This is a genomic window from Microcoleus sp. T3_B1, assembly GCF_036700445.1.
Lineage (GTDB): Bacteria > Cyanobacteriota > Cyanobacteriia > Cyanobacteriales > Microcoleaceae > Microcoleus.
Map to the genome: position 1 here is coordinate 23973 of NZ_JAUBOX010000006.1, position 19629 is coordinate 43601.

The following is a 19629-nucleotide window of genomic DNA, read 5'->3' on the forward strand; positions in this document are numbered from 1 at the left end:
AAAAAATTTAGATATTAGTTAAGCCCCCAGATTCATCTGTGGAGTGAATCTAAAATCTAAAATCTAAAATCTAAAATCGATTGACTGTTAAAAGAAGGCGGAATGCGGTTTCTCAAGTCAGCTTAAATCGGAAACTTCGTGCAATCAAATACTGTTCTCAATCCCGCGAGCAATCCAGGCTCATCCTCTCGTACAACAGAGTTACCTTTTACTCTTGCTGATATCAAGGCAGCCATTCCAGCCCACTGTTTTGAGCCCTCGGCATGGAAATCTCTGGCTTATTTCTTTTTAGATATTGGCATCATCGCAGGTTTGTATGCGATCGCCTACACCCTCGATTCCTGGCTCTTTTATCCAATCTTTTGGTTGATGCAAGGAACCATGTTTTGGGCATTGTTTGTAGTGGGCCACGACTGCGGACACGGTTCATTTTCTAAGAGCAAATGGCTCAACAACCTGATCGGACACCTCTCCCACGCTCCAATTCTCGTGCCCTTCCACGGTTGGCGGATTAGTCACAGAACCCACCACGCAAATACAGGCAGCTTAGATAACGATGAAAGCTGGTATCCGGTATCGGAAAGCAAATACAATCAAATGCCTTGGTACGAAAAGCTGGGACGCTTTTATTTGATGTTATTTGCCTATCCAATTTATCTATTTCGCCGATCGCCCGATCGAGTAGGTTCTCACTTCATGCCCGGTAGCCCGATTTTCCGTCCGTCCGAAAAATGGGATGTGTTGACAAGTTCCGCATCCTTGGTACTGATGGTAGGCTTTTTAGGCGCGCTAACCTATCAGTTTGGTTGGCTGTTTTTACTCAAGTTCTACTTAGTTCCCTATGTAGTGTTCGTGATGTGGCTGGATTTGGTAACATTCCTGCACCACACAGAAGCCGATATTCCTTGGTATCGCGGAGATGATTGGTCTTTCTTGAAAGGTGCATTGTCTACGATCGATCGCGACTACGGAATCATCAATTCCATCCATCACGACATCGGCACCCACGTAGCCCACCACATTTTCTCGACAATGCCGCACTATCACTTGAAGGAAGCAACGGAAGCAATTAAACCAGTGTTGGGCGATTATTATCGCAAGTCAACCGATCCAATTTGGAAGAGCTTTATTCGCTCTTACTGGGATTGTCATTTTGTCTCCGATACAGGTTCTGGAGTTTACTACGAATCACCTAACAGTCGGCGATCTGCTGAAGTTAAGTAGTTTAAATTAACAATAGAATATGCAAAAACTCGGCTTCTTAAAGAAACCGGGTTTTTCTTTTTTGCGCGTGTTTGATAATAAAATGTTCCACATCTGGAGGGGTGACAAGCCACCCCAAACCCAGAGGTCTCTTCTTTGTGGAACAGGCCGGAAAGCCTGTTACGAAAAAATATATCAGCCACTGGTTTTTACCCCAAACATCCGGGATAGCCGACAGTTTTTAAATTTAAGACTGCGATTTTTCCAAAGCTTGTATTACTACTTCAGCCTTTGCAGTCCAACCAATAATACCGCCTTGGGCGCGAATCATATCGATCGCACTCTGTTTAAACTCTGGAAAGTAGCTGGCTGTAGCATCCTCAACAAGTAAACATTCAAACCCCCGATCGTTAGCCTCACGCATAGTTGTTTGAACGCAAACCTCAGTCGTGACTCCAGTAAAAATTAGGTGAGTAATCGCTTTTTCACGAAGAATTAATTCCAAATTAGTGTGATAAAAAGCGCCCTTGCCTGGTTTATTAATTACTATTTCATCAGGCATAGGTGTCAATTCTGAGATAATTGAATTCCCCGGCTCCCCCAAAATTAAAATTCGTCCCATTGGGCCTCGATCGCCAATTTTTAGTTTACTTTGACCCCGCTTTTGCTTAGATAGAGGACAATCAGAAAGGTCGGGTTGATGACCTTCAATAGTGTGAACAATAGGGAGATGACGATCGCGAAATGCCTCTAACAACTGCTTTACCGTTGGCACGATTGCCTGTAGTTGGCTGACATCATTGCCTAAAGCTTCACCAAATCCCCCACGCTCCAAAAAATCTCGCTGCATATCGATGATAACCAAAGCCACACCGCCTGAGACTGGCAGTTCATAATCATAAGGTTGGGCAGATATTAAGACCATAGCGATATAGGTTTTTCCCAAATTACTAGAACTATGCAGCCAGCTTGGCTGACAACACTGTGGTTACTGTCAGGGGGGTTAATGACAAAGGTTCCGGCTTCGTGTTCGCCATTCTCGTCAGTTTGCGATCCAGTTAGTACATAAATATGTTCAAAACCAGTATGCGTGTGCCTTGGGACACTTGCTCCCGGCTCATACCGCAGTAGAGCAGCAGCCGATCCACTTTGGTTGTCACCATAAAGTCGGTAGATTTCAACCCCATCACGAAATGGTTGCCAAGGCAACTTATTCTGCCACGCCGCGATATTATGTAGGTTTTTAAGGAGCAAAGCTTGCTTGAGTAGTTCAGTCATAGGTATGCCTCGAATGAAAGATACACGGAGACAGAAGGACGCGGAGAATGGCAAGAAACTATGGAGCATGGCCGCGTCCTCTTGGTCAACCAATCCAAAATCCAAAATTGATTAGTGTCCTGCCATACTCTTACCGATCTGAACAAAATCTGCATCTGCGATCGCACTTTCATAAGTAAAATTCCCGCCACTTATTACGAAAACCCGATCGGACAACTTCAGCAGTTCATCTAAATCTTCGCTCACCAATAACACAGCTACACCTCGGTTGCGAGCCTCAATAATCTGACCGTGAATGTACTCCACAGCAGCAAAATCTAGACCAAAGCAAGGATTAGCGGCAATTAGTAACTTAATATGTTCGGCAGAGAGTTCCCGTGCTAACACTGTGCGCTGTACATTTCCCCCCGACAGATTGCCGATAGGGGTATCTGGCGAAGGCGTTTTTATTTTGAAAGTATTAATTAAGCTTTGAGCCGCCTGTCTAATTTCTTTGAGGATGAGTAAGATACTTGCTTTAGCTTGGGGAGGGCGGTCAAACGTCCGCAGCGCTAAATTTTCTGCCACACTCATGTGTGGCACACAAGCATTATGAAGGGGTTCTTCTGGTAGTGCGAAGACCTGATGTTTAAACATCTCGGCTCGTGTTGCCGTATAAACTTCGCCATTAACCAGCACATCTCCACCTGTAGCAGAACGCTGACCAGCCAACACCTCCACCAGTTCCCGCTGACCATTGCCAGAGATACCTGCAATCCCAACAATTTCGCCGCTGTGAACTGTGAGATTTACTCCTGTCAATACCTCCATACCGTTGTCTTTATTGGCATGAAGGTCTTTAACTTCAAGGACAGGAATAGTCGTTGGCGGGGCTGTCTTTTCAACTTGTGTTGGCTCACGCCTTTCACCCATCATCATTTCAGACATATCCGAGACAGTCAGATCCTTTACCAAACCCTGACCTGCAAACTTCCCTTTACGCAGCACCGTGATGCTATCGCAAAACGCCATCACTTCCCGGAATTTGTGGCTGATAATTAAGACGCTTAATCTTCCGGCAGTAACTTCTGCGCGCAGTAAACCTAAAACCTCATCCGCTTCCTGCGGAGTCAGCACCGAAGTAGGTTCGTCCAGAATCAAGATCCGACTCTGAAGATATATCTGTTTAAGAATTTCTAGCTTTTGTTTTTCCCCCGCAGCTAATTGAAAGACCGGGGTATCTAGAGGAACTCGGAAAGGAGCCGTTTTCATAAAAGCCTTTAACCCATCGTACTCTGCTTTCCAGTTAATCAAATTAGGGCTATCAAAGCGGGACAAAACCAGATTTTCGGCTACAGTCATCGCAGGCACAGAGGTGAAGTGCTGGTAAACCATGCCAATGCCATACTTATGAGCATCGCGAGGACTTGCGATCGTCGTTTCCTGCTTATCAATCAAAACTTGGCCTGAAGTAGGAGTATAGAAACCCATGACACATTTAACAAGGGTACTTTTGCCTGCTCCGTTCTCGCCCAGCAAAGCATGAAACGTTCCTGGTTTTAGCGTCATAGAGAAGTTATCAAGTGCAGTCATCGTGCCAAACCGCTTAGTCATGTTAACCACCTCTAGTTCTGGTGGTTGCAGAAAGTTTTGAATTGTGAAGTTTGAGTTTTGAGTGTCTAGATAATTTTGAGTATTTAGTGCTGAGTTTTTGGCTAGAGAGTCTTTCACTTCTGTCATGTTTTTATCTCCTGTCAAGTTTTCAGTTTATCGGCTATTTATGAGATTTGATTCTTTAGTTAGATGGCTGGATTCATTTCAATGCTTGAACTATTTACTTTTGGTTTCCTCAGAATTAAACACTTAAAGCTTTGATAAATGCTTCTGAATCAGCAACGGTTCCAAACACTCCTCCCTGCATCTGAATCATCTTAAGTGCCGCCAAATGGTTGCCATAATCTGTTGCGCCTGTACAGTCAGATAAGAGCAAACATTCATAACCGCGATCGTTTGCATCTCGCATGGTAGTATGGACGCAGACATCGGTTGTAATGCCAGCCAAAACAATATTTTGAATGCCTTTGCGTTTCAGTAACAGATCTAAATCCGTAGCATAGAAGGAGCCTTTTCCAGGCTTGTCAATCACCGCCTCACCAGGCAAAGGCGCGAGTTCTGGAATGATTTCCCAGCCTGCTTCACCTCGAACGAGAATTCTGCCGCAGGGGCCGGGATCGCCAATTCCGGCGTTAATTTGGCGCGATCGCCACTGCTTGTTTTCTGGTAAATCTGCTAAGTCGGGGCGGTGTCCTTCGCGGGTGTGCATGATATGGAAGTGCTTCGCCCGTGCGACTTCTAAGACTTGCTTGATTGGCTCAATAGGAGCGCGAGTCAGTGACAAGTCGTAGCCCATCTTGTCAACATATCCACCAATGCCGCAGAAATCAATTTGCATATCAATTATCAGCAGCACCGTATTTTCTGGGCGCAAATCGCCATTGTAAGGATAAGGATATGGTTCAGCTTCTACAAAACGTCCCATGTTTATCTCCCTTGCGATAAATTCCTGTTTTATGTGCTAGTTCCTAAAGATCCAGGCGCGCCGGTCAAAGTTCGTTTTGGCGAACAAGTAATAATCATGATCGCCAGCGTCAGGATGTAGGGCGAAGCATTGAATAAGTAGTAATAGGAATCGACCCCTACTGATTGCAAAGCGGGGCCGATCGCCTGCGCCCCCCCAAATAGCAACGAGGCGTATAAGCACTGAACTGGATTCCAACGGGCGAAAATTACCAGCGCTACCGCCATCAGTCCTTGACCACTAGAGATGCGTTCTGTCCAGCTACCGGGATAGTAAAGGGATAAATAAGCACCACCAATTCCAGCTAAGAAACTGCCCGCGATAATGCAGAGCATACGAACTTTATTAATGGAGATTCCCATTGCTTTGGCAGCATCGGGACTATCCCCAACTGCACGAATAAATAACCCCCAACGAGTTGATTTAAAGAACCACTGCATTAGAGGGGCGATCGCTACACCTAACAAAAATAGGGGACAAATTTGTAGCGCTGATTGCACCGGAGGCAGATGACTCCAAGCACCCAGAGGTAAACTAGGCAACTGGGTGGCACTTGGTTGAATAAAAGGTTTGCCAAAAAAGAAAGCAATGCCGCTACCAAAAATAATCATGGCGATGCCTACGGCAATGTCGTTTACTTTTGGTTGTATGCACAGCCAAGCGTGGATACAACCTAGTACCATGCCCGCTAGACCAGCGGCTAAAACACCTAACCAAGGCGATCCAGTCTGATAAGAAATAGCATAGGCACTCATCGCACCCGTTAACAGTGTCCCTTCTAAGCCCAAATTAATCTTGCCGCTTTTTTCAGTCAGGCATTCGCCCAAACTGACGAACAAAAATGGAGCGCTACCCCGCAAAGTTCCTGCCAAGATACCTAAAGGTACTCCCCACCAACCTAATACTTCTGCTGCCATTGTAGATTCCTCCGATTTGAGATTTTGGCTTAACGTAAGCTGTTCGGCATTTAAAAGACGATAGTATGGTGCGTCAGTACAGAAGTGTTGCCCTTGTAAGCGTAAGTCTTCTAACTGACGCACCCTACAAGCCTCGTTAGTGGTTTAAATGCGTAACAGCTTATTGCTTAGACAGTGGCTATTGATGGCTGCTCGCTAGAAGGTGGCTGCTGAGGGCGATCGGTTAACTGTTCTTTGAAAAATGGCAAACGTCCGTAGAGCGATTCGCTATACAGAACTACCAAAAAGACCAACCCTTGGAATACTAAAACCGTTGCATCGGGCAGTCCATGTGCTCGTTGCAAGATGCCACCACTAGCAAGAATGCCGCCAAGCAGAATTGCCACAATAGTCGCAGCAAGAGGGTTGTGTCGAGCAATGAATGCAACTAAGATACCGCTGTAGCCATAGTTAGCATTAAGTGATTCGTTAGCTCGACCATGCACGGCGGCGACTTCCACCATGCCTGCCAAACCCGCACAAGAGCCAGCTAAGAAACAGATTGCCATTGTCAACTTGCCGACAGGAAGTCCGGCAATTCGAGCAGCGCGGATGTTACCTCCTGCTGTTCTAGCTGCAAAGCCAAATGTAGTACGTTGGATCAGGAAGTAGGCGATCGCACAAGCAACTAACCCATAAATTAGACCGTAGTGAACGCGGGTTCCTGGAATATTTCCTAACATATTCACATCAGGAATCGGGTAACTAGAAATTTTATTGACACTGCTGGGGTCACGCATCACGCCGCCTACTAAATGATTCAGCAGGGCGATCGCAATATAGTTCAACAACAAGCTGCTAATTGTCTCATTCACTGCCCGGTAATAGCGCAAAGCTCCCACTGCACCAATCCACACACCTCCACAGACAATTGCTGCCAGCGCCATTGCAATTTGGACTAACGTCGGCGGTGCAGAAGATAAAGCCAGTCCAGCGGCGACAGCCCCCAGACCCCCAACTACTAAAGCGCCTTCGTTGCCGATAATCATCAACCCCAAACGGGCAGGCAAAGCCGTACACAGGGAACTCAACATCAACGGTGCAGCCCTGATCAGGGTGTTTTGGAATGAATGCCAACTGCCAAACGCTGCTTTGTAGATTGAGGCATAGACAGCAAAGGGATTAGATCCAGCCCCAGCACAAAAAATTCCAAATAATACCAATGAGAAGAGGATGGCGGCGATCGGGATACCAACCGCTTCCAAAGTTGTACGCCAGTTTTGACGGTTAATCATCATCAGAATAAAAGATGAATTACTAAGAAAATGATGAGTGTTGAATGAAAAACTTGCTTGTATAGCAGTTGCCGACGAGCGTGAAATACTTTCTTAGGAATGAGAATTAAATAACTTACAATGCGTGATAGTTCTTGTGGGATGGGCGTCCCGCCCGTCCAGAAAGGGCGGGCTCTTAGGCCCAACCGCTACTCCCCACTTTCAAGAGTGTAAATTATTTAATTCGCGATCCTAATTAACTCGTAACTTTGCCGATGACGCCTGATGCCAGCCAATTCATCTTTTCTAGTTCTGCGTCTTGCTGCTTGTAATCCTTACCTTCAGCAATCACAACTTTCCCGGTGTTATCTTTTATTTCCCCCTTATAAATGACCATGCTGCCATCAAGAAACTTACTCTTAGCAGCATCAGCATCCTTTTGCGCTTCGGCAGTTACGGCGCTACCGTAGGGCGACAGCTTCAAAAAACCATCTTTCAAACCACCACGTACTAAATGGGGAATGCCTCCGTTCATTAGCGTCTTGCCAGCATTAAGCATTTCAGCATACTTAGAATAGACATTCGTCCAGTCCCACTCGGCACCTGTTAAATATCCTTTGGGCGCAAGTTGGGCTTGACTCGCATGGTAGCCAGTACAGAAAATGCCTCGTTTCTCAGCGGTTTCTATCACCACTTTGGGACTATCTACGTGACAGGTAATTACATCAACACCCTGGTCAGCCATACTATTAGCAGCATCAGCTTCTTTAACAGGCAAAGACCAATCTCCTGTAAAAATCACCTGAGTTGTAACTTCTGGCTTAATGCTACGTGCCCCTAATGTAAAGCTATTGATATTGCGTAATACTTGGGGTATGGGTTTAGCAGCAATAAATCCTAATTTTCCGGTTTTAGAGGCGTGGGCGGCAACAATGCCTGCTACATACTCACCCTCATCAATGTAGCCAAAATAGCTGCCAACGTTATTTGGATGCTTACCTTCCTGATAAAGTCCACCGCAGTGGAAGAATTGTACCTCCGGGTAATCCTTTGCCAGTTTCAGAATATGGGGGTCAAAGTACCCGAAGGACGTAGGGAACAGAACCGTTGCCCCATCCTGTTCGATCATGTTCCTCATGGTTTCTTGTACCGCCGTAGTTTCAGGAACATTTGCTTCCTCTACGGTTTTTACCCAGGCTAATTTTGAAACCCCAGCGTTCCCTTCGGCTTGGGCTTGATTGTAGCCGTAGTCATCTTTGGGGCCAACATAAATAAATCCCATCACAATTGGCTTATCTTTTCCAGGCGAGTTTGCTTGAACCTCTTTAGCAGGAGTACATCCAGTCCAAAGGCGCGAGGTGACTGCAAACGCTGTAGTAGATAAAATCCCACGAATTACTTGACGCCGAGGTATAAACAATGACTTTTGGGTACTCATTCTCTATGTTCTCACTAAAAGTATTTAAGAGGAATTCATAGCTAAGCTGTAACGCTTATACTTGCTGGGAATTGCTAGATATATTCACGCTACATTTGCCAGCTTTTAGTCGAGCTATTCAGCAATGAGATTAAATGCGTTAATAACTATTTACATTCACATCACATCGTGAATTTAATGAAAAAGATACATGGTAAACCAAAACTAATTCTAATATAAAATTAGTTTTTGCTGGAAAGGTTCTTTTAGGAAAGTCGAATCCCCTAAAATTTAATGATGTTTATCTTATACCAATTACTTTTAGTGGTAACTTTTTTTATAAAAACTTAATAATATTGGCCAAATTGTCTCCCAAAAAGTTCGCTAGAAACAAAATTAAACAAGAATGTTCACCACAAACAAAAAATATTTTTTGAGTTCGGACAGGCAACTAGCTTTTTAGTCTTGGACGCAACTTAAAAATAAGTCGAGGCTGAATCAAAAATAATAGAAATCGATCTTATAAAATCAGAAAAAATGTTATTGATTTCTAATAAGAGTCAATAATCCGAGCAAGTTTTATGAGGACTGAAGTCTTCACTACCAACTCTATAACGGTTCTTGTACCGGAGATGTTGCATCATTCTCAATAAGCTTTTTATGTAAGGATTCAGGTCAGTAAACTCCTTGCTGGGCAAAGACTTTAGATATGGAGCTTGATACTAAATCAATCTCTATTCTCAATAAACCACGAAAAACTGTCACTTATCCTCGTTTATTGACAATTAACCACGAAAGACAAAAACCCTTATTTTGCCCTAAAACCCTTGCCAGACAAGCGTTGGAGCCGCAAGTTTTTAGACCTGAATCCTTACCTTTTTATGAACAGGCTTTTCGGCCTGTTCCACAAAGACTGAATTTTCTTGTGGAACAGGCCGAAAAGCCTGTTAAGCGAGAATGGTGCAAGATGTGAGTTGTAGCGGAGATAATATTACAGATTGCCTTTAAGCCCGATCGCCGTGACAATAGTCCACGTATCTACCAACAGCAGAAGCAGCGTACATCCCAGCAAAATAAGATACATCCAAGGCTGCGACAAAGGGCGGACATCTCTAGTATCAATACCTGTTTTTGCTTCCACCAAACCGACTAATTTACCAAATCCAGCCACTCGCATTGGCAACAAATAACCTTCACCCGAATGACTCAAAAAATAGTAAACTAAACCTCCTTGACCGGTCGATCGAGGTTTGAGAGCTTTTACCTCAGTCCAAGGTAGCGACCAACCCTTGCGAAACAAACGCGGAAACCACTTGGGATATGTGACTTCAATCCCTTCCTCGCTCAAAATTACCCTTTCACTGAGCACGCCGTAAAGGCCCACAGCCCCGACAACAATTCCTGCCCAGAGTGCGGCGGGAGGAACGGCTGCTTTCGTTACTTCCGACAAAAAAGGCAAGGGAATTGTCAGGGCTGTGTACAAACTCAACAGCGTGATTCTAATCAGGGGAGAAAGCCGGAATACCGCCGGCTCAAATACTGGGGCAGAAGATGGGGAAGAAGCAATAGGTTGTGCTGACATGGCTGAAAGTCGAGAAGCTGTTTAATGATATTTTTGCACAGTTGTCGAGGCAGCCAAGCACACTCAGGGAAATACGAAAAACCGGACAATATTTGCAGTTGTGAGTTTTGATCTAAAATTCATTTCAGAAACTTTGATTCTTAACTGTTGAGTTTTTACCGCTTTGCAGAAGTTGGAATTTTGAGCGCGGAGTTATCAATTAACTGACAATTATATAACTCAAAACTCACAACTCCGATTAATCGACGGCGGTTAGTGCCGGTACAGTCAAAGGTTCTGAGATTTCTCGGGATTTGGGGCGGCCGGCCATGATTGTTCGATCGCCCTGAACAGCCTCTGGGGATCTGCTAGGATGGACGTTTGAATAGGGGCCTTCGTTAATCTGCAAGCGATCGCAAGGAATTTTATCCGACAAAATTGCACTGGCCATCATCCCGGTGTGAATTTCCAATGCTGCAGCGGGCATCGCTTCAAACACTAAGCGCTGTCCGGGAAAAACTACTCGTTCAAAGTACCAGTTAGGAATGTTGGCGATGCGAGCAATCTGAATCTGACTGGTGGCGTTGACGTAGCAGCACAGAATCTTGCTGTCGGTGTCTGAGGGTACGGGGTCAAGAATTTGAGCCATAACTGCTGAGGGAGCCTTGCCTAAAAGTTTTAGTTATCTTCTCAGGCTAACACTAGGCGATCCCGCCTACTGTAAAGCCGACTACCAACTCCCTAATACATGAGAGACCGATCGAACTTAAATTAAAATTTATTCGTAAAATTATACTTTTTTTGACCCCCTGGTTAAATATTCGGTCAATCTACGCTGTATTTGCTTAAAAATTAGCTTTTTTCTGCTGCTCTCGCCGATCGACACCAACAAGCTCGGCTTTTAGCCAGTTTAAAAAAATTTAAGAATATTTAATGTCAAATTGCGAAAATTAGACATATTGTAAAGTTATATTAAAAGAATATTAACATAGCTGAAAAAGTTCCACTTTAGGATATGGCAATCATGGAAAACCGAGAAAACCGAGTCCTGTACGTTCGCCTCCCTTGCAATCCGATTTTCCCGATCGGAGTTGTGTATCTGTCGGATCACGTACACAAGCTGTTTCCCGATGTCGAACAGCGCATTTTCGATTTAGGTGCCGTACCCCCCCTGGATTTCGCTAAAGCTTTAGATGCCAGCATAGACGAGTTTAAGCCGACTCTGCTGGTTTTCTCTTGGCGGGACATTCAAATTTACGCGCCCGTGGGCGGCAGAGGCGGCAACCCGTTGCAAAATGCCTTCGAGTTTTACTACGCCAAAAATCCGCTGATCAAGTTCCGGGGAGCACTCGGAGGACTGCGTTTAGCCGCGTCTTACTACACCGAACTCTGGCGCAATTTGGGACTGATTAAGCGCGGATTGAAGCGGGCCCGGAAATACCGCCCCGAAGCTCGTGCAGTGGTCGGAGGCGGTGCTGTGAGCGTGTTTTACGAGCAGTTGGGTCGCAGTTTGCCCACGGGAACTGTGGTTTCGGTGGGGGAAGGCGAAGCTTTGCTGGAGAAGTTGATTAAGGGCGAAGATTTGGCCGAGGAAAGGTGTTATGTGGTGGGAGAAACCGTGCCGCGCGCGAAGCTAATTCACGAAAAGCCAGCCAACATCGAGAAAAGTGCTTGCGACTATAACTACATCGAAACGATTTGGCCGGAATTTTCCTATTATCTACAGGATATGGACTTCTACGTGGGAGTGCAAACCAAGCGCGGCTGTCCTCACAATTGCTGTTACTGCATTTATACGGTGATTGAAGGGAAGCAAGTGCGGATCAATCCGGCGGATGAGGTGGTGGCGGAGATTCGGCAATTGTACGATCGAGGTATCCGCAATTTCTGGTTTACCGACGCTCAATTTATCCCAGCACGCAAATTCATTGATGATGCAGTTGAATTATTGCAAAAAATCATCGCCGCCGGCATGACTGACATACACTGGGCCGCTTACATCCGTGCGGATAATCTCACACCAGAGTTGTGCGATTTGATGGTAAAAACGGGGATGAATTACTTTGAAATCGGCATCACCAGCGGTTCCCAGGAACTGGTTCGCAAAATGCGGATGGGCTACAACTTGCGAGTAGTTTTGGAAAATTGTCGCGATTTAAAAGCAGCAGGTTACAACGATGTGGTTTCCGTTAATTACTCGTTTAACGTCATTGACGAAACCTTTGAAACCATCCGGCAAACTATTGCTTATCACCGAGAATTAGAGCGGATTTTCGGAGCCGATAAAGTAGAACCTGCGATTTTCTTTATCGGGTTGCAGCCGCACACTATTTTAGAAGAATACGCCTTTAAGAAGGATATTCTGCAACCTGGTTACGATCCCATGAGTTTGATGCCTTGGACAGCGCGCAAATTGCTATGGAATCCCGAACCTTTGGGTTCGTTTTTCGGACAAATTTGTTTAGAAGCTTGGCAGCGGAATTCCAATGATTTCGGTCGCGAAGTGATGGCAATTTTGGAGGAAAAACTCGGCTGTGCGGATTTGGAAGAGGCATTAACCGCGCCGGTGGAAATCAAAGATAAACAGTTGGCAGCCGTTAATTAATTACCAGGTTCGCAGTCAGGACGACCGTCCGTGAAAAAAGGGGAAATGGAAGAAAAAATGTGTTTTCTGTTTCCCTTTTTATTATTCAATAAATAGCTAAGCGTAAATAAACATTACCGTGTAATATCAAATCCGCCCTTCATCGTCCTGTATTCATCTCTCTGTTCTCTGACTCTGCGTTCTCTGCGTTCTCTGCGGTTTAATCATTCCAATGCAACCGGAATTGATATAACAGAGTCAGTTCGCGACATGGGGGCGCTTATTCCCGGTTTCTACGAAAATCAAAGGTTTAGTAACGAGAAATATATGAAGAAACCCGGTTTCTCAGATCGGCGTGGACAAGTCATAAAACCTTAAAAATGTCATAAATACAAGAGATTGCTTTCCTGCGATCGCATTGACATACTTATGTATTTTCACTGGTGTAGGGTGCACAGTTGGCACCTTACTTAAACCGACGGTGTACCCTTTTCCCTGCACCTCTCACCTCTGATATTAAATATTATTAATATCCAGCAAATATCGCTTAAGATGTAATTATATAGTTAAAGCCAGGAGTGACAAGATGTTTTATAAAGATACAGTTAAGGGCATTAAAGAAGTAGTTCTAGTTATGGCAGGCATTAGTGCGATTCCCTTCGGGATAGCTTCGCTTCACGGCTTTTTGACAGCCTCAGCAGAAGCAACTGCACTAAATCAACCCGCACCCAACACTTTGGGCAATAATCAACCGCTGCAAATTGCTCAAGTTGAGGGATGTCCGAGGGATCAAATGGTGCAATTTTTCGCAACGCCCAACTTTTCTATATACATTTGCAAAACCCAGGAAGGCGATATTTTTTACCGCGGCCTCAGCAAAATAAATGGCACCCAAATCAATGTCATGCAAGTAACAGCAGGTGATGACGGAAGTTATGAAGCGACTAACGGCAATATTATCTACTCGATTAACCCCCAACGCCTACAAGTCCGGCAGAATGGTAAGGTAATTTTGACCGAAGCTGTCATCAAGTAACACTCACTGTTATTCAACGATCGCTCTGATTAATTTAGGGTACATTTTATTAGCTGAACTCAAACAAATTGCAGATTCTTTCAAATTTAGGCATAATTATAAGAATAAAAGTCTGTATTATCAAAAAAGCTATCGGATTATGCCTTACAGTCAATTCACAATTACTAGAGCTAAAAAAGACTTTCAGTTAACTATCGTGGAGGGAACTCGGTTTTTTCCGGAGGTAGAATCAATTAATCCCAGTCCGAGATTGAGTAGCGAATTAGAAGATTTGCCTTGGACGATCGCAGTTGGTTCAGAAAAAGCCAGATCGGAAGCCATTGTCTACCCAGTTTTGCAAGAAGTCCGGCGCTTGATGAACCGCCAAATCAGTTTATTTTCGGGACGGGAATTCAATGTTGACCCCAGTTGCGAGCTCACCGGATACGTCGATTTTTTAATTAGCCGATCGCCCGAACAGCTTACCGTAGAAGCACCCGCGATCGTAGTTGTGGAAGCAAAAAAAGCCGATCTGAACGAAGGTATCGGTCAATGTATTGCTGAAATGGTAGCGGCACAGCGCTTTAACGAAGCAGCAGAACACCCGATCGCCACTATTTACGGCTGTATCAGCAGCGGCACTCAATGGCGTTTTCTCAAGCTTTCAGGAACAACAGTGACGATCGACCTTACCGATTATCCGCTGCTTCCGGTGGAAACCATTTTAGGATTCTTGGTGTGGATGGTTCAACAAGATTAGCTAGGGTTTGCTGAAGCAGTAAAAAATAGGATTTCCCACGAAACCCAAAGTTTTTAGAACTTGCTTGAAAACCTCGCTGTCAACTGTCAACTGTCAACTGTTTGTTCAAATATCTTTCAATTAGGACGATCGCCACAATATCGTCCACTGGCCTCGGTGGCGTCCGCATTCCCTTCGGAATCAAGCGCGAAAGTCCCGTCGGAGGGTACATTTGCCAGTAGCGTTCCCTCGCTTCTAAACTGCTGTACCTCTCGTCAACCTGAACAATTTTTATCAAAGGCGACAAACTCTGCGTCAGTTTTTGTTTCCAACTCTTAGAAGTCGTTTGATCTCCGATCACCAATAACTCCATCGAAAACTGTTCGCACAAAGATTGAATAGTAGATATCGCTGCTTCCGACTGCACAACTTGATGGTAGCAGACGCTTCTGTCTCTACCCATGACGGCGATGCCGCACTTGTCTTTACCCGGATCGAAACCTAAAATCATATTTATGAGTTCTGTGTTAATAAGTTTGTAGTTGCGCTGTTGTAGTCGAGGAAACCCATCGCCAACCTATATCTAATCTGGCACTTGCATTCTTGAATGTCTCAAAATCTTTGCGGGCGATCGTACTTATTTTGCTTGACTTTTTTGCAGGAGTGACATATTATATCATCATGGGAATCCGTGCGGCCATATAATGCCTAAAATCAGAAACCTGGTTTTTGCCACAATCTTTACTCCCCCGTTTTAATTTATCGAAAAAACCCGGTTTCTTTGACTCCCCGCGCAAAAACCCGGTTTCTCTCACCCCTGTGCAGGCGGTGCGTCGCTGTGAGATTGTCGATTTGATTTGCAAATTGCTGATGGCGACGCACCCTACTATTTTGAATCGCGTGTAAAGATGAGTGCAAAAAAAAATTAAAGTGCGCTGACGCACGCAAAAGGGTAAAGAGGAAAAAGGGAAAAGGGCTAAAGGGCTAAAGAGTAGAGAAGAGTCCTCACAGGGAAGACGGGGAGGAAGGGACAGCCAAAGCAACCGCAACACGAAAACCCCCGTCCAAGTACGAGTTGCCCGCAGAGCGGAAGTAGCGGCTTGCAGCACGGCAATGGACCGCACGGTACCAACACGAACCCCCACGCAGCACCCGGTAATCACTTGTTCCAGTTTCCGAAGAACTTCCGTCAGTCGGTGCGCCGTCATCGTTACTGGGCCACTTATCGCTGCACCATTCCCAAACCTCACCGTGCATATCATAAAGTCCAAAGGGATTCGGAGGAAAACTCCCCACATCCATTGTGTGTGCGCGATTAAGTCCCTTCGGTTCACCACCAAAGGGATAATTCCCATCATAATTAGCTAAATCTGTGGTAATTGTCTCGCCAAAATAGAAAGGTGTTGTAGTTCCGGCGCGACAAGCATATTCCCATTCAGATTCCGAAAGTAAGCGATAAATCTTGCCTGTTTTTTCAGAAAGTTTCCGGCAGAATTCTACAGCATCATGCCAGTTTACACTTTCTACAGGACTTTTTTCACCCCTAAAGAATGATGGAATATTTCCCATCACTGCTTGCCACTGTGCTTGGGTGATGGGGTATTTTCCTACATAAAAAGTCGGTACTGTTACTTGATGCTGCGGACGTTCGTTATCGAGCCTAGCTGATTCTGTTGCTGTCGAACCCATCATAAATGTGCCGCCAGGAATGTAAACCATGTCTAGTACAACTCCATCACCTAAGTCTTCAGGGAAGTAATGAGCAAAAGACTTTATGCGACTGTTTTCTGTTCCGTCAGCATCGACTGTGATGACCTCAAATTCAAATGTAGGAAAATAGTTTTGTAACTGTCGTTGAATCTTTTCCTCGTTTCGATATTTCAGCAGTGAATAGGCAGCACATTTCACCTGCATTGATTCATCCTGCAAAGCTTGCATTATCACATCTAAGCCAGCTTCTCCATATTTGAGTGCTTCGGAGAGTGCGGCGGTTCTCACTTCGACAATGGGTGAGGCTAATCGGCTTTTAACACCGGCTATGCCTCCCAGTACCGCAGCATTGACAGGAATTGAATTTTGACCGCCACGGACGGCATCATATTCTCTGGGTTCATTTTGATTCTCTGACATTACACCGCACGCTCCTGCATTTTAATTGAGCAAAATTTTGTTTTGTGATGCCAATATCTCAGGGTTCGATTCTTAGTTTTTCTACTTTGCTCTCTTAGCGGTGCGGTGCGTCGCTGTGAGATTATTGGTGGTGCTTCCAGATTTTTGGTGGCGACACACCCTACTAATTGGGTGCGGTGCGTCGCTGTGAGATTGTTGGTGGTGCTTCCAGATTTTTGGTGGCGACGCACCCTACGATTGCTATATATATGGCGGCACGGATTCCCATGATTTAATGATATGTCAAGGGCGCGAAAAAGTCAAGCAAAATTGTAATTCGATCGCCCAAAATTTTTGCTCAAATTCGATATGTCGATCGCACTTATTATTTAACTTTCACATCTGGGCCGCCCGGTGGTTGTTGTCCGGTGCGGAAAACAACGGCTCCGTTTTCACGAGCAACTAAATCTATTTTAAGCGGGCCGGCAATGTAAGTGACATCTGCGGCGATCGCCTGAACATCCAGCGGTTTATCGTACTGCTGCAACCGCTCGATAAAACCAGCTAAAGTTTCAACCTGATTGTCGGCCACTTGGACTCTACCGCCGACAACACCGATCAGGCGAGCGCGAAATTGACAAGCTTCTATCAATTGCAGCAACTGCTGCCGCACCTGTTCGTCGGTCAAAGTCACCGGATCGACAGCAACCCCTGCAATCACATCTCCAGCCCGGAACACAACTCGATTTATTTCTGCTTCTGCAAATACCTTAATTAGCTTTTCTTCCCGCAGGTAATTAGCACCAGCGACAATTCGCACCACGTAGTCTTGACCGTCTTTAATCTGACTAATTAGTTGATCGATTTCTGCTTTAGTAATTTGAATAACCTGGTCCCTAACCTTGGTATTTTCCGGCTGCATCAGTCCGACGGTGGTTTTATTTGCTTCTTGCAAAAGCCGATCGATCGCGCCACTTGCCATACCGGGTTCGATAATGCGAACGACGCCAGCAGCTAAAATTTGACCGCGCCTGATGGCAACTGTACCCTCGCGGATTGCCTGAAAGTCGCGTTCCAAAATTTGCACTTGTTGCTGCAAGACAGTTTGTTGCTGTTCGAGTTGAGCTTGTTGCTGTGCCAAGGTTTCTAGGAGTGCTTCCCTCTCGGCAATTACTTTGTCGCGCTCGACAATTATTCGATCGCGCTCGGCCAGATTTTGCATTCGCTGGGCAATTTCCTTGTCTCGCTGGGCAATTAGTTCGTTGCGATCGACAATTTCTCGATCGCGTTGGGCAATTTCTCGATCGCGCTGGGCAATTTGAGTTTTTACCTGCTCTCGCTGCTCGATTAACTGTTGGCGCTCTTCTTGCAGTTGGGCGATTTCCGAGCCTAAAGTCGTTTTTTGAGCAGAAACTGTTTTCAATTGGTTCTCGGTGCGATCGAGCTGAGCTTGTGTAGTCGATCGAATCGTTTCCACCAGTTTCAATTGTTCTTCGGTGCGGGATTTAGCTGCTTCCACACTGCTGAGCTGTTCTTCTGTCTTAGATTTAGCCGCTTCTACCTGACTTAACTGCTCTTCAGTTTTAGACTTGGCTGCTTGCACGCTGTTGAGCTGGGCCCGCAGCGAGTTTAATTTTGTTTGCGTCCGAGCTTGCTCGGCATTAGCTGCTTGGAGGGATTGATTAATTTGCTCCAAATTGGCTCTAGCTTGCGCTTGAGCGGCTCTGGCTTGAGCTAATTCAGTTTCAACTCGATTTTTTTCTTCAGTGGCTTGGTTGATTTCTCTGCGGGCGTTGTTGAGCCTTTTTTGAATCTCGTCTATTCTAAAAACTCCCGTTCGCAGCGGCTTGCTAGTAGCAAACAAAATGCCCAGAGTAATTGCTGACAGGATGCTGCCGGCCATCACTGTCACAACAACAGCAGTATCGCGGGGGCGAAGTTTGAACAAACTCAACCTTGCCTTGCCGACTTTCGTCCCAAGGCGATCGCTGACAGTGGCGATCACACCCCCCAACACTAAAATTACAAATACCAGGATGTATCCAGCAGTCATTCCGATTTTAGGTTTTGGATTTTGGATTTTGGATTGAATCTAAAATCCAAAATCCAAAATCCTATACTTTCTCGGCATCAAGTGAATTGCTGGCTTAAAGCCACCGGGTTGTGGACTGTGATCTTTTTCTTGTGGATCGAGATCATGGTTTCTTGCCTGAGATCGCCCAGCAAACGAGTCACCGTTACCCGCGTCGAGCCGATCGCTTCGGCGATCGCTTGGTGGGACAGCTTCAAATCAATCGTAATCCCCTCTGTACCGGGCACGCCAAAATCCCGGCACAGAATCAGCAAAAAGCTGACGAGTCTCGATCCCATATCTCGGTGGGCCAGCGTTTCGATCATCATCTCGGTTTGCAAAATCCGAGACGACAGTCCCCGCAGCATCACCATCGATAATTCCGGGTCTTCCTTAAGCGCTTTCTCGACTTGTTCGATCGGCAGCGAGATCAATTCCACCGGCGTAAAGGCTACCGCGTGGTAAAACCTGTCCGATCGGTGTCCCGTAATCAGAGACAGCACCCCAAATACGCTATTTTCGCGCAGGAGGGCGACTGTAATTTCTTCCCCTGCTTCGTACACCCTGGAGAGCTTCACAGCACCTCTAATGAGAACGTAGACGCGCTCAGCCGGGTCTCCAGGGAAAAAAATTGTCTTGCCCCGTTCAAAGGTTTCCACAATGGGTGGAAACGCCCCGCCGCTGATTTGGCGGAACACGGCTGCTAGCGGTCTATCATGCGTCACGACTAGATCCTTTGTACTAATCAATACTTTATAACTTGCGGATTAACCTTATTGAGTAAATATACTTCCCAACCTCCAATATGCAAGGATTCGGTTACTTCCATCTAATATTAAGGTAAACACACGCTGTATGATTAAATCTAGCCCTTCTCTTAACTTTTTCAATTCCCCCCCATGTAGCTCCACAGCAAAATTAATAT

17 protein-coding genes are annotated in these 19629 nt (G+C 45.5%); 4 read left to right on the plus strand and 13 right to left on the minus strand.

Going from position 1 to position 19629, the window contains the following annotated elements; all coding sequences use genetic code 11:
* The first annotated feature begins 138 nt into the window (after positions 1 to 138).
* Complete coding sequence (locus QT990_RS05500; RefSeq protein ID WP_333289140.1) at positions 139 to 1224, plus strand: DUF3474 domain-containing protein; 1086 nt, start codon at positions 139 to 141, stop codon at positions 1222 to 1224.
* Between the two features lie 226 nt (positions 1225 to 1450).
* Here QT990_RS05500 and QT990_RS05505 read toward each other — a convergent pair whose 3' ends face one another.
* From QT990_RS05505 to QT990_RS05545, 9 genes are all read right to left on the minus strand, one after another.
* Positions 1451 to 2128, minus strand: coding sequence for a cysteine hydrolase (locus QT990_RS05505; RefSeq protein ID WP_333465007.1), 678 nt, complete (start codon positions 2126 to 2128; stop codon positions 1451 to 1453).
* Complete coding sequence (locus QT990_RS05510) at positions 2119 to 2481, minus strand: cupin domain-containing protein (RefSeq protein WP_333465008.1); 363 nt, start codon at positions 2479 to 2481, stop codon at positions 2119 to 2121. Before QT990_RS05510 ends, QT990_RS05505 begins: the two co-directional genes overlap by 10 nt.
* 111 nt (positions 2482 to 2592) lie before the next feature.
* Positions 2593 to 4200: an ABC transporter ATP-binding protein gene (locus tag QT990_RS05515; RefSeq protein WP_333465009.1), complete on the minus strand. Its 1608-nt coding sequence runs from the start codon at positions 4198 to 4200 to the stop codon at positions 2593 to 2595.
* A 115-nt stretch (positions 4201 to 4315) separates the two neighbouring features.
* Entirely contained in the window at positions 4316 to 4999 is a 684-nt protein-coding gene (gene biuH / locus QT990_RS05520) for a biuret amidohydrolase (protein WP_333203546.1), read from the minus strand.
* A 29-nt stretch (positions 5000 to 5028) separates the two neighbouring features.
* A complete protein-coding gene (locus tag QT990_RS05525; RefSeq protein WP_333465010.1) occupies positions 5029 to 6078 on the minus strand; it encodes an ABC transporter permease in 1050 nt (349 codons plus the stop codon).
* 44 nt (positions 6079 to 6122) lie between these two features.
* A complete protein-coding gene (locus QT990_RS05530) occupies positions 6123 to 7232 on the minus strand; it encodes an ABC transporter permease (RefSeq protein ID WP_333465011.1) in 1110 nt (369 codons plus the stop codon).
* A 232-nt stretch (positions 7233 to 7464) separates the two neighbouring features.
* Positions 7465 to 8646, minus strand: coding sequence for a BMP family ABC transporter substrate-binding protein (locus QT990_RS05535; protein WP_333307393.1), 1182 nt, complete (start codon positions 8644 to 8646; stop codon positions 7465 to 7467).
* Positions 8647 to 9616: 970 nt separating this feature from the next.
* Positions 9617 to 10207 (minus strand): hypothetical protein, encoded by a 591-nt coding sequence (locus tag QT990_RS05540; RefSeq protein ID WP_333307395.1) that lies wholly within the window; start codon positions 10205 to 10207, stop codon positions 9617 to 9619.
* 238 nt (positions 10208 to 10445) lie between these two features.
* Positions 10446 to 10835, minus strand: coding sequence for a DUF1830 domain-containing protein (locus QT990_RS05545; protein WP_333140261.1), 390 nt, complete (start codon positions 10833 to 10835; stop codon positions 10446 to 10448).
* A gap of 375 nt (positions 10836 to 11210) precedes the next feature.
* Between QT990_RS05545 and QT990_RS05550 the strand changes: the two genes are divergently transcribed.
* The 3 genes from QT990_RS05550 to QT990_RS05560 all read left to right on the plus strand — a co-directional run bounded on the left by QT990_RS05550 (position 11211) and on the right by QT990_RS05560 (position 14545).
* A complete protein-coding gene (locus QT990_RS05550; RefSeq protein ID WP_333140259.1) occupies positions 11211 to 12791 on the plus strand; it encodes a photosystem II high light acclimation radical SAM protein in 1581 nt (526 codons plus the stop codon).
* A 565-nt stretch (positions 12792 to 13356) separates the two neighbouring features.
* Positions 13357 to 13806: a hypothetical protein gene (locus QT990_RS05555; RefSeq protein WP_333140257.1), complete on the plus strand. Its 450-nt coding sequence runs from the start codon at positions 13357 to 13359 to the stop codon at positions 13804 to 13806.
* Positions 13807 to 13945: 139 nt separating this feature from the next.
* The gene (locus QT990_RS05560; protein WP_333101970.1) at positions 13946 to 14545 is read left to right on the plus strand and encodes a hypothetical protein; all 600 of its coding nucleotides are present in this window, start codon (positions 13946 to 13948) and stop codon (positions 14543 to 14545) included.
* 79 nt (positions 14546 to 14624) lie between these two features.
* Here the strand turns inward: QT990_RS05560 and QT990_RS05565 are convergent, their stop codons facing one another.
* From QT990_RS05565 to ntcA, 4 genes are all read right to left on the minus strand, one after another.
* Positions 14625 to 15035, minus strand: coding sequence for a pre-16S rRNA-processing nuclease YqgF (locus QT990_RS05565; RefSeq protein ID WP_333140255.1), 411 nt, complete (start codon positions 15033 to 15035; stop codon positions 14625 to 14627).
* Positions 15036 to 15529: 494 nt separating this feature from the next.
* Entirely contained in the window at positions 15530 to 16654 is a 1125-nt protein-coding gene (locus QT990_RS05570) for an SUMF1/EgtB/PvdO family nonheme iron enzyme (RefSeq protein ID WP_333140253.1), read from the minus strand.
* A gap of 364 nt (positions 16655 to 17018) precedes the next feature.
* Positions 17019 to 18686, minus strand: a complete 1668-nt coding sequence (locus tag QT990_RS05575) for a DUF3084 domain-containing protein (RefSeq protein WP_333140251.1) — start codon at positions 18684 to 18686, stop codon at positions 17019 to 17021.
* 77 nt (positions 18687 to 18763) lie between these two features.
* Positions 18764 to 19429, minus strand: a complete 666-nt coding sequence (gene ntcA / locus QT990_RS05580; protein ID WP_006634020.1) for a global nitrogen regulator NtcA — start codon at positions 19427 to 19429, stop codon at positions 18764 to 18766.
* Between the last annotated feature and the right edge of the window lie 200 nt (positions 19430 to 19629).

What these genes read in the sequence shown, in the direction of transcription:
- QT990_RS05505 (WP_333465007.1), bottom strand. Translation starts at nt 2,128, where the DNA reads ATGGTCTTAATATCTGCCCAACCTTATGATTATGAACTGCCAGTCTCA.
- QT990_RS05510 (WP_333465008.1), bottom strand. Translation starts at nt 2,481, where the DNA reads ATGACTGAACTACTCAAGCAAGCTTTGCTCCTTAAAAACCTACATAAT.
- QT990_RS05515 (WP_333465009.1), bottom strand. Translation starts at nt 4,200, where the DNA reads ATGACAGAAGTGAAAGACTCTCTAGCCAAAAACTCAGCACTAAATACT.
- biuH (WP_333203546.1), bottom strand. Translation starts at nt 4,999, where the DNA reads ATGGGACGTTTTGTAGAAGCTGAACCATATCCTTATCCTTACAATGGC.
- QT990_RS05530 (WP_333465011.1), bottom strand. Translation starts at nt 7,232, where the DNA reads ATGATGATTAACCGTCAAAACTGGCGTACAACTTTGGAAGCGGTTGGT.
- QT990_RS05535 (WP_333307393.1), bottom strand. Translation starts at nt 8,646, where the DNA reads ATGAGTACCCAAAAGTCATTGTTTATACCTCGGCGTCAAGTAATTCGT.
- QT990_RS05540 (WP_333307395.1), bottom strand. Translation starts at nt 10,207, where the DNA reads ATGTCAGCACAACCTATTGCTTCTTCCCCATCTTCTGCCCCAGTATTT.
- QT990_RS05545 (WP_333140261.1), bottom strand. Translation starts at nt 10,835, where the DNA reads ATGGCTCAAATTCTTGACCCCGTACCCTCAGACACCGACAGCAAGATT.
- QT990_RS05550 (WP_333140259.1), top strand. Translation starts at nt 11,211, where the DNA reads ATGGAAAACCGAGAAAACCGAGTCCTGTACGTTCGCCTCCCTTGCAAT.
- QT990_RS05555 (WP_333140257.1), top strand. Translation starts at nt 13,357, where the DNA reads ATGTTTTATAAAGATACAGTTAAGGGCATTAAAGAAGTAGTTCTAGTT.
- QT990_RS05560 (WP_333101970.1), top strand. Translation starts at nt 13,946, where the DNA reads ATGCCTTACAGTCAATTCACAATTACTAGAGCTAAAAAAGACTTTCAG.
- QT990_RS05565 (WP_333140255.1), bottom strand. Translation starts at nt 15,035, where the DNA reads ATGATTTTAGGTTTCGATCCGGGTAAAGACAAGTGCGGCATCGCCGTC.
- QT990_RS05570 (WP_333140253.1), bottom strand. Translation starts at nt 16,654, where the DNA reads ATGTCAGAGAATCAAAATGAACCCAGAGAATATGATGCCGTCCGTGGC.
- QT990_RS05575 (WP_333140251.1), bottom strand. Translation starts at nt 18,686, where the DNA reads ATGACTGCTGGATACATCCTGGTATTTGTAATTTTAGTGTTGGGGGGT.